13 protein-coding genes and 1 tRNA gene are annotated in these 12,810 nt (G+C 51.8%); all 14 read right to left on the bottom strand.

Going from position 1 to position 12,810, the window contains the following annotated elements:
• Positions 1-26 precede the first annotated feature (26 nt).
• Positions 27-236, bottom strand: a complete 210-nt coding sequence (locus KJB30_RS05430; protein ID WP_214296927.1) for a hypothetical protein — start codon at positions 234-236, stop codon at positions 27-29.
• Between the two features lie 36 nt (positions 237-272).
• Entirely contained in the window at positions 273-1,427 is a 1,155-nt protein-coding gene (nspC, locus tag KJB30_RS05425) for a carboxynorspermidine decarboxylase (protein ID WP_214296926.1), read from the bottom strand.
• A 113-nt stretch (positions 1,428-1,540) separates the two neighbouring features.
• A complete protein-coding gene (locus KJB30_RS05420; protein ID WP_214296925.1) occupies positions 1,541-2,737 on the bottom strand; it encodes a saccharopine dehydrogenase family protein in 1,197 nt (398 codons plus the stop codon).
• Between the two features lie 170 nt (positions 2,738-2,907).
• A complete protein-coding gene (locus KJB30_RS05415; protein ID WP_214296924.1) occupies positions 2,908-3,906 on the bottom strand; it encodes a 4Fe-4S binding protein in 999 nt (332 codons plus the stop codon).
• A gap of 280 nt (positions 3,907-4,186) precedes the next feature.
• Complete coding sequence (locus KJB30_RS05410; protein WP_214296923.1) at positions 4,187-5,053, bottom strand: EamA family transporter; 867 nt, start codon at positions 5,051-5,053, stop codon at positions 4,187-4,189.
• A 115-nt stretch (positions 5,054-5,168) separates the two neighbouring features.
• Positions 5,169-5,245 (bottom strand) — tRNA-Met (locus tag KJB30_RS05405).
• Positions 5,246-5,325: 80 nt separating this feature from the next.
• Entirely contained in the window at positions 5,326-6,096 is a 771-nt protein-coding gene (locus tag KJB30_RS05400; protein WP_214296922.1) for an SPOR domain-containing protein, read from the bottom strand.
• Between the two features lie 58 nt (positions 6,097-6,154).
• Positions 6,155-7,843 (bottom strand): arginine--tRNA ligase, encoded by a 1,689-nt coding sequence (gene argS / locus KJB30_RS05395; RefSeq protein WP_367618935.1) that lies wholly within the window; start codon positions 7,841-7,843, stop codon positions 6,155-6,157.
• Positions 7,843-8,013, bottom strand: coding sequence for a hypothetical protein (locus tag KJB30_RS05390; RefSeq protein WP_214296920.1), 171 nt, complete (start codon positions 8,011-8,013; stop codon positions 7,843-7,845). The genes argS and KJB30_RS05390 overlap by 1 nt, the downstream gene beginning before the upstream one ends.
• 12 nt (positions 8,014-8,025) lie before the next feature.
• Positions 8,026-8,295: an FtsB family cell division protein gene (locus tag KJB30_RS05385; RefSeq protein WP_214296919.1), complete on the bottom strand. Its 270-nt coding sequence runs from the start codon at positions 8,293-8,295 to the stop codon at positions 8,026-8,028.
• Between the two features lie 28 nt (positions 8,296-8,323).
• Positions 8,324-9,259, bottom strand: a complete 936-nt coding sequence (locus tag KJB30_RS05380) for a UDP-glucuronic acid decarboxylase family protein (protein WP_214296918.1) — start codon at positions 9,257-9,259, stop codon at positions 8,324-8,326.
• 2 nt (positions 9,260-9,261) lie between these two features.
• Complete coding sequence (locus KJB30_RS05375; RefSeq protein WP_214296917.1) at positions 9,262-10,620, bottom strand: UDP-glucose dehydrogenase family protein; 1,359 nt, start codon at positions 10,618-10,620, stop codon at positions 9,262-9,264.
• A 74-nt stretch (positions 10,621-10,694) separates the two neighbouring features.
• Positions 10,695-11,537 (bottom strand): 16S rRNA (cytidine(1402)-2'-O)-methyltransferase, encoded by an 843-nt coding sequence (rsmI, locus tag KJB30_RS05370; RefSeq protein ID WP_214296916.1) that lies wholly within the window; start codon positions 11,535-11,537, stop codon positions 10,695-10,697.
• Position 11,538: 1 nt separating this feature from the next.
• Positions 11,539-12,804 (bottom strand): N-acetylmuramoyl-L-alanine amidase, encoded by a 1,266-nt coding sequence (locus KJB30_RS05365; RefSeq protein WP_214296915.1) that lies wholly within the window; start codon positions 12,802-12,804, stop codon positions 11,539-11,541.
• Positions 12,805-12,810 lie beyond the last annotated feature (6 nt).

Below are 12,810 nucleotides of genomic sequence, written 5' to 3'. Positions count from 1 at the left end.
CGGCAGGGGCCAGAGCCCCTGCGCAGCTACCAGTATTTCTGTGGTGGGGTGGTCTTGCCGACCAGCGTAATTTCGCCGTCAATGATCTTGAACATATCACCAACTTCAGTGGTCCATTCATCACCCTCTTCCGGAGGGTTGGGGAAAGAGCGGTGGCCGAGGAACATTTCCTCTTCGCCGATATAACCGAACCAGTCCAGACTGCCGGTCATCCAGATGCGTGTTTTAATTCCCATATATCACCTTGTTTGAATTAGTTTGCAGCACATTTGTCAGGAAAGCTTGTCTCTGAAGTCCGTGTATCCGAAGCTGCGTTTGACCTCCAGCAGACCGGTTTCCGGTTCAAAGGTACAGATGGCCGGGTGCTGAATGCCGTTGAAAGTGGTGGTTTTAACCATCGTGTAGTGGGCCATGTCTTCGAATGCAAGACGATCACCTGGTTTTAAAGGGTTCTCGAAAGACCAGTCGCCGATGATGTCACCAGCCAGACACGAAGGGCCGCCAAGACGGTAGGTATGGGATTTCTCACCGGCATCAAAGCCGCCGGTGATTCCTGGGCGGTATGGCATTTCCAGGATGTCAGGCATGTGGCAGGTGGCCGAGACATCGAGAATAGCAATGTCCATCTGATTATGCACCACGTCCATCACTTCCCCCACCAGAACGCCGGTGCCAATGGCAATGGCCTCACCCGGTTCCAGATAGACTTCCACGTCATACTTCTGTCGGAAATACCGTATCAGATCCACCAACCCGTCAAGATCGTATCCCTCGCGGGTGATGTGGTGGCCTCCTCCAAAGTTGATCCATTTCATGCCGGGTAGAAATTCACCGAATTTTTCCTCAAAGACCTGAGCTGTGCGTGCCAAGGGTTCGAAGAGGTGTTCACAGAGGGTATGGAAGTGCAGTCCCTCGACTCCGCTCAGGGACCTTCCTTCGAACTCGGCCCGGGGGATGCCGAGTCTTGAGCAGGGGGCGCAGGGGTCATAGATGGGAGTGTGTCCTTCGGTATGCTCGGGATTGATGCGCAGCCCGATTGAAACCCGGCCCGCCTCTTTCTCCCACAGGGGGCGAAAGCGTTCCAGCTGGTTGAAGGAGTTGAACACCAGGTGATTGGACAAGCCGAGCAGTTCAACTATATCGCTTTCCTTGAAGGCAGCGGCGAAGCTGTGCACTTCGCGGCCAAACTCTTCCCGTCCCAGACGCGCTTCCCAGGGGGAACTGGCGCAGACTCCGTGAAGCGTTTCCCGGATGATCGGGAAGACCGACCACATGGAGAAAGCCTTCAGTGCCATCAGGATCTTGGCCCCGCTGCGCTTTTGCACCTCATCCAAAATGGCAAGGTTATGGCGCAGCCGTCCCAAGTCCACCACATAAGCAGGGGAGGGGGCAAGCTTAAGGATTTTGGGAATATCAATACCGGTCATAGAGGTCAGGTTAAGGTTAAGGTTAAGGTTAAGGTTAGGTCGGGAATGTTCGATCGCTCAACCTCAACCGGTGAGCGGAGCGAACGAAAATCTCAGCCTATTCGCGCGGCGAACTACAGCTTGGGCCATTCGCCGCCGTCAACGACTACTGTCGGAAGGCCCATTGGTCCCAGGACCTCCAGAAACAGTTCCGGATCAAACTGTTCCATGTTGAAAACTCCGGCTTCATGCCACTTGCCGGAGAGCATCATGATGGCTCCCACCACGGCAGGTACACCGGTGGTGTAACTGATTGCCTGGGATTTAACTTCCCTGTAGCAGGCCTCATGGTCACAGATGTTGTAGATGTAGACCTGCTTTTTCTGGCCATCCTTTGTTCCGCGGGCGATAACGCCAATGCAGGTTTTTCCCTTTGTTAGCGGACCAAGAGAGCCTGGATCGGGCAGCAAGGCCTTCAGGAACTGAATGGGCACTATCTTCTGGCCAATGAATTCAACTTCGTCAATGCGGGTCATGCCGACATTCTGCAGTACCTCGAGGTGTTTGAGGTAGTTGTCGGAAAAGGTCATCCAGAACTGGGCCTTCTTGATTGTCGGGATATGTTTGACCAGCGACTCCATCTCTTCGTGATAGAGACGGTAAATGTTCATCGGGCCGATTCCTTCCGGAAAATCGAAGGAGTGCTTGGTGGAGAGCGGCGCGGATTCCACCCACTGACCGTTTTCCCAGTGACGGCAGGTGGCGGTTACCTCGCGGATGTTGATCTCGGGGTTGAAGTTGGTCGCAAAGGGCTGGCCATGGCTGCCGGCATTGGCATCGATGATATCGAGTTCTTCCACCACATCCAGATATTTTTTTGCAGCCAGGGCGGTATATACATTGGTCACGCCCGGATCGAAACCGGAACCGAGCAAGGCCATCAACCCTTTTTCCTTGAAGCGCTCCTGATAAGCCCACTGCCATGAATATTCGAATTTGGCTGTGTCCAGAGGTTCGTAGTTGGCGGTATCAAGATAATCGACACCGGTTTCAAGACAGGCATCCATGATGGTCAGGTCCTGGTAGGGGAGGGCAACATTGATCACCAGTTTTGGTCCAATCTGTTTGATCAGGTTTACCAGTTCAGGCACATTATCGGCATTTACCTGGGCAGTATTGATTGGGGTGGAAATCTGTGCAGCAATGGCATCGCATTTGGATTTGGTGCGGGAGGCCAAGGTGATCTCGCTGAAAATGTCACGTCTCTGGGCACACTTGTGGGTAACGACCTGCCCAACACCACCGGCTCCGATAATCAGAACTTTGCTCATATTGGATTCCTTCCTGCTTACCTGGGTAAATTGTCTGCGGCCGGACATAATACGGGTATTTGCTTTTCAGCACAATACCCGTAACAGAATTTTATAAGATTAAATCAGCAATTCAAACAAAAATGAGCTGAACTGGTTTGGCCAGTGTACTTCGGCAAGAAACCTCGGAATCAATGACTCAGGTTCGGAAGCATGGGGATTAGATGCTGGTAGTCAGCCAGTGTGAGGGAGCTGTGCCAGTGATGGCCAGCCATGCCGACTCCAATCACTGCGGCGAAGATCAACAGCGCCACAACTGGAAACAGCCAGACCGGCAACGACTGTTTCCAGAGGGGCAGTTGCATCTGAAGGACACCCTCCTTGGGACAACGGGCGACACAGGTGAGGCAGCCGGTGCATTCGACTGAATGTACCGTATGGCGGGAGTGAACCGGCAATGCGGAAGGGCATGCTGAGCTGCAACTCCGGCAGTCAGTGCAGCCGGTTTCATTGCGCCGGATCTTGAATGGGCTGAACAGGCTTGCCAGGCCCAGAAGAGCGCCATAGGGGCAAAGATAACGGCACCAGAAATTTTTATACACCAGTGACAGTCCTGTCAGGAGGGCCAGGATCAGCATGGCTGTCATGGACATACTGGTAAAGAAATGCAGCATCTTGATGTCGCTGACCGCCCAGTAAGGTGCATTCATAAATCCGGCCAATGCTTCAGTGGGCATGTCCAGGAGGATCAGTTTGATAAACAGAGCCAGCAGCAGGTATTTGAGTCCGCGCAGGGCATAATCGAGCCAGCGCCAGATGCGGAAATTGCGGCCGAAGAGCCGACGTCCTCCGTTGTGGGTGATTTCCGAGAGAGTGCCTACCGGGCAAAGCCAGGAGCAGAAAGACTTTTTGGCCAGCAGGCTCATCAGTAGAATGGCCAGGAAGATGATCAGTGCCGCAGGGTGAACTGGATGAATGATGCCGGTGGAAAGCCAGTATTTGAGGCTGGTGAGTGCTCCAATCGGCAGGAATCCCTCGACTCCAGGCGGCCGCGAGACCAGCGGTACAGTACCGTTTTCAACGGCATGGACAAACATACCGAAGCGGATGCCAATACCGATGACCCATATCAGAAAGCAACACTGAACAGTCCGGCGCAGTGCCGGAATGTTCTTCAACAGATTATGCATATGATTTACCTCTTTTAGTTTTTGCTTTTTGTAGGATTGCGATATACCCGGTGCCACCAGGGAGTGGAGAGATGAATAGCTATTCTAGCAATCCCCCGCCAACACTACTGTGACCTGGATCTCACATATCTCTGGCATTACAGTATGCCTTTATTGCCGGTATCCTTATTGAATAGCATTTTAAGCGAACAGCGGTTTTGATGTGAGTCAAGTTATGCGAAAGAAACTGATCAAGTAGGGAGTGGTAATTACGGTGGGGAAAAACTGCTCTTCACACGGTTCAGGCTCTTATCAACATGATGACACCCAACACCATCAAAGCAGTGCCGAATATCCTGGAAAACACATATTGCTCACGCAGCAGCCTCGCGCCAATGAAAACTCCAAACAACATCGAAAGTTCACGCACCGGAGCAACATAACTTAATGGGGCTTGCTGAATTGCGTATAAAATCAGCATGTAAGCGCAGGGAGAGAGAATTCCAACGGCAATGATGTAACGCCGATTTTGTGACCATTGGTCTTTAAGCAGGTGCCGGGAACGTAGTGCACCTGGGGCAAGTAATATGGTACGCAGTGCCAGTCCACTGACGTAATACAGTATGGGAGAAACCCCCAGTACCTTTATCGAGTATCCGTCGATAATCGTATAGGCAGCAATGGAAACACCGGTCATGGTTCCCCACAGCATGCCTTCTGATAGATGATCATGCGTATTGCGAAAAAGTTGAGGGATGCCGGTAATAAGTAGTATCCCGAAAACAATTGATGCTATGCCGAACCATCCCAGTGTTGTCGGCATTTCTCCTAAAAACAGCACAGCGGCAATGATCGAAAATAATGGGCCTGTGCCGCGTGCCAAGGGATATACGATGGAGAAGTCGCTTTTCTGGTAACCCTTTTGGAGAACGACCGAATACAGCACATGCACGACTGCACTAGCCATAATCACTGCACATATCTTGATATCGAGAGCCTGTGGCGTATGAAACCAGGTGAATAGCCCGACCGGAATAGCACACACCAGACTCACCAGTCCGAAAAGCCATACAAATGGCACCCCTCCCGAAGCCTTTTTTGCAAATAAATTCCAAGCCGCATGCATAAGTGCGCCAGTCACCACCAGACATAATGCCTCTAAACTCATATGGACTTCCTTTTTGATTGGAGAAAGAGAGCTGTGGTCAGAAACATAGTGTAAAAGGCTTCGTCAGAAAACAAAAAAAGGACTCAAGCTATTAGGCCTGAGTCCTTGAATTTATTGGTTGCGGGGACAGGATTTGAACCTGTGACCTTCGGGTTATGAGCCCGACGAGCTACCAGACTGCTCCACCCCGCGTCAATGTGAAACATGTTTATAGCAAATGGATCTGGTGGTGTCAAACTAAAAATTCATAAGGTTATATTTTTTTCTATAGTTCAGTCTGGGATGACGATAGCACCCTTTCCCAGTTTGCCTGCAAGTTCCTTGGCTGCTTCTGACTCCAGTTTTTTGCCGACTCTGACTCGATACCAGATTCCTTTGTCTCCCTGATTTGACTCATTGATGAACGCGTTATATCCCTTGCCGGCTAACTTGTTTTTCAGTACTTCCGCTTCTGATCTCAAACTGAATGAAGCGAGCTGCACTGTGTATTTTGTGTCGGTCAGCTTTGCAGCAGGTTTGTCAGGGGAGGGCGGAGCAGGCCTGTCTGCAGTCGATTGTGACGATTCAACTGCCGACTGTCGGGCAACATTGGACGGAATGGCTGCCTGAAGCGGCTGTTTTGTTTTTGTTTCGCTATTGATGCCACTACCAAGGGCGGTGTTTTTCTGCCCGCTGGGTAGAGTCTTGTAAAAACTAAGGGCTGGCTCAGGCGGCGGCTGTGGTGCTGTCTGTGGGGCCGAAGTAGATGTGTCTGCAGCGGTTTTTTGAGGGGGCACCGGGGTTTGCGGTTGCGGAACGAGTGTAGGTTTTTCCGCTACTTGTTTGGGGCTGTTTTCCAAACTTGTCTGTGAGGTGGCGGCCTGGAATGACTTTATTGCCGCCCTGTGAGAAAAGAACCAGCCGGTGCCGAATCCGGCAATAAACATGATAATGCCGGTGACGATGACCACGGTTGTCATCAGGGCAACTGACTCTTTTCGGGGTCGGGGTTTATTCTGTCCGGCTACGTAGGACTGTTTTGGCTCACTATAATCAATCCGCATTGGGAACTCCGTTAAACTTTCAAATCAAGCGCGGCTCATTGTGTGGCCTTTAGTTGAATCACATTCTTTCGGGTGCTGATATCCCCAAAATTGTAAGGGCATTCTTCAAAATCTGGGCAGTACGTGCAAGAAGATAGAGGCGTGCGCTGGTAAGCGCTGCATCTTCGCCGATGACGCGATTTTTGTTGTAAAAGCTGTGGAAGCAGCCAGCCAGTTCGGTCAGATAATACGTAAGCCGATGGGGCTCGAATTGCTGGGCAGCGTCTGCAACTGTGTCCGGCAGTGCTGCCAGAAGCTTGATCAATTGCAACTCTTCGGGGGTAGTAAGTGCGGCTACCTGCTCAGGGCGCGGCTGCAGCGGTGCGACGTGTCCTTTTTCGGCAGCGTTTTCGAAGATGCTGCAAATGCGTGCGTGGGCGTATTGTACGTAATAGACCGGGTTGTCCGGGGACTGTTCTTTGGCCAGATCGATGTCAAAGACAAGCTGTGAGTCAGGTTTACGCATGATGAAGAAAAAACGGGTCGCATCCCTGCCGACTTCATCGATCAGGTCCCGCAATGTCACGTAGCTGCCGGCCCGCTTGGAGATTTTAACTTCTTCGCCTGCACGGAGGACCGTAACCATCTGGTGCAGAACATACTCAGGCCACCCTTGCGGAATATCGCATTTAAGCGCTTGGAGCCCCGCACGGACACGGGTGATAGTGCTGTGATGGTCTGAGCCTTGCTCGTTAATGACCCTGGTGAATCCGCGCTTCCATTTGTTGAGGTGGTAGGCGATATCGGGAACAAAGTAGGTATAGCCGCCATCGGTTTTGCGCATCACACGATCTTTGTCATCACCGAACTCGGTGGTTCGCAGCCAGAGAGCGCCATCCTGCTCGTAGGTGTAACCGTTTTCGGCAAGAGATTTGACCACTGCATCAACGTCTCCTCTCCGATATAGTTCGGATTCGAGAGTGAAGACATCAAAATGCACATCAAAAGCTTTGAGGTCCAGGTCTTGTTCCCGGCGCAGGCAAGCAACTGCAAACTCGCGAACAGCATCCAGATTGTGTGGATCTCCCAGGGCTTCAACATGCCGGTCATCGGCATGCACAGTTTCCTTTGCCAGATAGGAGCGCGCAACATCTTTGATGTACTCCCCCTGATAGCCATCAGTCGGCCAGCTTGAATCGTCTGGTTCAATCCCCAGGCAACGTGCCTGAACGGAAAGTGCCAGATTGGTGATCTGCTGTCCTGCATCGTTATAGTAAAACTCGCGGGTGACATCCCACCCGGTAGCGCCAAGCAGTCGGCATATGGTGTCGCCGATAGCCGCTCCACGTCCATGGCCGATATGCAGGGGACCGGTGGGATTCGCACTGACAAATTCAACCTGTATTTTCTTTCCTGCACCGGTGGTGGTACGTCCGAAATCTGTTCCGGCGGATTCTATTTCAAGGAGAGCGCCTTGCCAGGCGGAAGGAGAGATGAAAAAATTAATGAAACCAGGCCCGGCGATCTCGGTTTTCAGTAGCAGCCCATTACCATTTCCCAAGTAGCGGATAATTGTCTCTGCAACCTGGCGCGGAGCCTTGCGCTCGCCCTTTGCCATCTGCATGGCAATGTTGCAGGAAAAATCCCCGTGTTCCTGATTGGCTGGTGTTCCGATTATGATGGAAGGAAGTGGATCGGTAACAAATTCGGCAGAGGTATGCGCTGTACGCAGGGCGGTTTCAACAAGTAAAGCAATTCTTTGACGCATCATGTTTTAGGGGATTCCTTGAGAGTGTTCGGTGTGTCTGCATCCTCATCAGCGTCTTTAATGCTGATGTCGCGTGAGAAGTCGGGGCAACGCGCCCCACCGTCACTTACGCAGAATTTTTTGGAGCAGTTCTCGCGCCAGGCGCAGACGGCACAGCGTTGTCGTGGCATGGTAGAGCCTTTCTACTTTTTCTCCTGGGCAAACTGATAGATGACTTCGTTGCTGCGCACGAGCCCGAGATCTTTGCGTGCAATGCTTTCTATATAGCGTCGGTCCGTTTTGAGGGCGTGAATGTCGTGCTTCAGTTTTTCGTTTTCTTCACGTGTGGTAGTGAGGCGCGCATCTATTTTCTCTTTGTCCTGCCGGAGTTCATAGATGCGCAGCAACCCCTTGTCACCGAAGACGGTAAAGAAGAGGATGAAGGCGATGCATCCCGCAGGAATGAGGTACATTCTTCTCTGGAGGCGCAATTTCACGGTGTCAGACCTGATTAATGCGTTTTTTGAAATAATCGGCGGTTGCCAGAAGGCCGTCGTTAAGGGCAACCTGTGGATTCCAGCCCAGTTTCTCTCCCGCTAGGTCAATTATCGGACGACGCTGTTTGGGGTCGTCCTGCGGCAGGGGATTGAAAACGATTTTGGAGCGCGATTTGGTTATTGTAATGATTTTCTCTGCAAACTCAAGGATTGTGTTTTCAACGGGATTCCCCAGGTTGACCGGCCCTATGAAATCCTCGCATTCCATCATGCGGATCATCCCTTCCACCAGATCTGATACATAACAAAAAGAGCGTGTCTGGGAACCATTGCCATATACGGTAATGTCTTCATTCCGCAAGGCTTGAAGGATGAAGTTGGAGACAACACGACCATCATTCTCTGCCATGCGTGGCCCATAGGTGTTGAAGATACGGATGATGCGGATGTCCACCCCGTTTTGGCGATGATAGTCCATCATCAGGGTTTCCGCCACACGCTTGCCCTCATCATAGCAACTGCGGATGCCGATCGGATTGACGTTCCCCCAGTAACTTTCGGACTGGGGATGCACCTGGGGATCGCCGTACACTTCGGAAGTCGAAGCTTGTAAAATGCGAGCCTTCACCCGTTTGGCAAGCCCCAGCATATTGATGGTGCCCATAACGCTGGTCTTTACCGTTTTAACAGGGTTGTACTGGTAATGCACCGGGGAGGCGGGACAGGCAAGATTGTAGATGCGATCGACTTCCAGTAGGATCGGTTCGACGATGTCATGGCGCACCAGCTCGAAGCGGTGGTTGTCCATCAGGTGAATTATGTTGTCTTTGCTTCCGGTGAAGAAGTTGTCCAGGCAGATTACATCATGCCCTCCATCAAGTAATCGTTCGCAGAGATGCGATCCGATGAATCCGGCTCCGCCAGTAACAAGAACGCGCATAATCAGTGCCCTTCCTGGCTGATACCATGGCCATTACGTCCCAGGGGGAGGTAGCGAAATCCGGCAGCAGCCATACGTTTGGGTTTGTAAAGGTTGCGGCCATCGACGATGGTGGCGTTTTTAAGGGATGCTTTTATGCGATCGAAGTCAGGATTGCGATACTCGTTCCAGTCGGTAATAATGGTCAGGGCATCAGCATTATCAAGTATTTCGTACTGGTTGTGGCTGAACTCGATGCGGTCACCGAAAACCTTTTTGGCTTCTTTGATTGCTTCGGGGTCGTGTGCCCTGACAGTGGCGCCGGCAGCCAACAGTCGTTCGATTATGGTGATTGCCGGAGCCTCGCGCATATCATCGGTGCGAGGTTTGAAGGACAACCCCCAACAGGCGATGATTCTTCCAGCCAGCGGTTGCGCCTGATTGGGTGCACCAAGTTCACGGATCAGTCGGTCTGCCAGAACTTCTTTCTGGCGTTCGTTGACCTCTTCCACAGCCTTCAGTAACAGAAAATCGTAATTACACTCTTCGGCTGTTCTGACCAAGGCTTTGACATCTTTGGGAAAGCAGGATCCGCCGTAGCCGGGGCCGGGAAAGAGGAAGTCGTAACCAATGCGTGAATCAGAACCGATTCCCTCGCGCACTGCAGATACATCCGCGCCCATGTGGTCACACAGGTTGGCGATCTGGTTCATGAATGATATGCGGGTCGCCAGCATTGCATTTGCAGCATATTTCGTCATTTCTGCGCTGCGGATGTCCATGACGATCATCCGGTTCTGCTTGCGCATGAAGGGATCGTAAAGCTCCTTCATGATTTCAGCGGTGCGGACATTGTCGGTACCGATGACCACCCGGTCCGGTTTCATGAAGTCTTCGATGGCAGCGCCTTCCTTGAGGAGCTCCGGGTTGGAAACAACATCGAATTCCAGGTCGACACCCCTTATATTCAGCTGTTCCGAGATTGCGGCTCGAACCTTGTCGGCAGTGCCGACCGGTACAGTGGATTTGTCTACAACAATTTTGAAACCGGTCATGGCGCGGCCGATTTCGCTGGCCACCTCCAGTACGTATTTAAGGTCTGCTGAACCATCCTCGCCTGGCGGAGTTCCGACAGCAATGAAACTGACCAGGGAAGACTGTATAGCTTCGGTGGCATTGGTGGTAAAAGAAAGCCGGCCTTCCGCAAGATTCCGGAGAATCATTTCTTTGAGGCCCGGTTCATAGATGGGAATATTGCCTTGTTTGAGCGCTTCAATTTTGGTTTCATCCACATCAACGGCAGTGACGGTATTGCCGCTTTCGGCAAAGCAGGCAGCAGCAACTAGGCCGACATACCCTGCGCCGAAAATACATATTTTCATTACTTTTTACCCTCCCAAGCGGGTTGTTTTAACGTGGAGCTATAACATAGTACCCAATAAAAATTCCAGCACTATTATATCTGGCCGCCCTCGTTTTTCAAGCGCAGGGCCTCAGAATAGGCTTCGTTGCGCGTGACACCTGTAATTTCGGCTGCCTTGCGGGCAGCATCTTTTACGGAAAGTTGTTCCTCGTACAGAAGGCGATGGAGCGTCTTATCAAGTGGTTCAGTTTCCTCCTGAACAGGTTCGCCGGGTGCGATCAGGATAACAACCTCGCCGCGTACTTTGCCCTTGGCTACAGAGGCCATGACTTCGGATACTGTGCCTCGGATGCACTCCTCGTAGATTTTTGTCAGTTCCCGAGCGACGACGACCTGACGCTCTCCGAGAACGTGAAGTATGTCCTGCAGTGTTTCTTCAAGGCGATGGGGTGCCTCGTAGAGTACAAGGGTGCCGGGCAAGTCGGTCACCTTTACCAGAAATCCCCGGCGTTTCCCCTGGCGTGAGGGGGGGAAACCGGCAAAAGTGAAAGTGTCGCTGGGCAGACCGGAGACGGAGATTGCGGTAATTGCCGCACTGCAACCGGGTATGGGAACAACTGAAATGCCTTCGGCCACTGCATCACGGACCAGGTGATATCCGGGATCGGAAACGCAGGGTGTGCCGGCGTCTGAGATCAGCGCAACAGATTTTCCCTGGCGCAGTGCGTTCAGTATGCGCTCTCCCTTGAACTGCTGGTTGTGATCAAAGTATGAAGTAAGCGGCTTGGAAATATTGAAGTGGTTAAGCAACTTGAGGGAGTGGCGCGTATCTTCGGCAGCAATCAGATCAACCTGGGCCAGGGTGCGCACAGCCCGATAGGTCATGTCTTCCAGATTTCCAATCGGGGTAGCTACTATAAATAGAGTGCCGGACATCTTACTTCACACTCGATATATACGTTCGAACACCTTCAAGAATGCCTTCGGCCGTCATATCCTGATAGGCTGGATCTTTCAGGCGTGATTCTTCCTGGACATTGCTCACAAAGGCGGTTTCAACGAGGATACTCGGCATCGTCGCGCCTACCAGAACATAAAACGGACCCTGCTTAACCCCCAGGTTCCTGGCATCCGCGTATTTTCCGCGGATTTTTTTGTGCAGTGACTTCTGAACTTCTTCTGCCAGATGGGCCGAATCGTTCAGCTTGTAGTTGGCCATCAGATCGAACAGAATTGCCTGCAGGACGCTGACCTTCTCCAGCGTAGTACCGTTTTCCTTGGCAGCCAGTTGGGCCGTTTTCTCAGTTTTGGCAAGGCTTAGATAATAGGTTTCAATACCGGCGGCACTCCGGTTAACGGCGGCGTTTGCATGGACTGAGACGAACAGGTCGGCATTAACCTTGTTGGCTATGGCAGTACGTTCCTCAAGTGGAATGAAGACATCCGTGGAGCGTGTCATAACCACATCCAGGCCCAACTCCTCCTTGAGTAATTCGCGTAATTTTAGTCCAATGGCAAGAACCACGTCTTTTTCCTGGACACCATTGGGGCCGACAGCACCTGGGTCGTGACCACCATGACCCGGATCGACAACAATGCGACGGATTTTGGAAATCAACGGCTTTTTTAACGGTTTGGGCTTTTTCTCAACAATCACCGCTTCTTCACGTTTCGCTTCTGCAGGCATCGGTAATGCCGCGGTAATAGACTTTTCGAGGCGTGAGATTTCAGTGGGACGTACACCTCGTACATCAATCACCAGGCGAGACGGGTCGGAAAGAGAAAATACCTTGTAGTCCTTGATGTTCTCAGTATCTAGAACCACTCTTACCACGTCCGGTTTATACTGGCCGATGCGTGCGCCCTTCAGCAGGCCGTCTTCGATGGTGATATCCTTTACACCCCGTGCCAGCCTGGTCCGGTTGATGTCGATATAGATCCTTCCCGGTCTTCCTGCTCCCCCTTTGCCCAGTTCGTGGGCTTCCCAGGTTACATCCTGATTCAGATCAAGAGAAATTCTGGTGTAATCAGGGTTTGACCAGTGTTTCATCTCGCTCAGCAGAGCAGTGGGGCGTGTCGAAGTGGATGAATGTCCACTGAATATAGGTTGCTTTGTATCCTTTTTCTTTGCAGCAAATGCAATCAAGGGAAATACCAGGGAGAGGCACAGCAGGCAGGCAATTGTCCGAACTAATTTGTGCATAGGGTG

It is taken from the genome of Pelotalea chapellei (genome assembly GCF_018531195.1).
Taxonomy (GTDB): Bacteria; Desulfobacterota; Desulfuromonadia; order Geobacterales; family Pseudopelobacteraceae; genus Pelotalea; species Pelotalea chapellei.
Note: the sequence above shows the minus strand (reverse complement) of the source record. Positions and strands in the feature narration are given on the sequence as shown.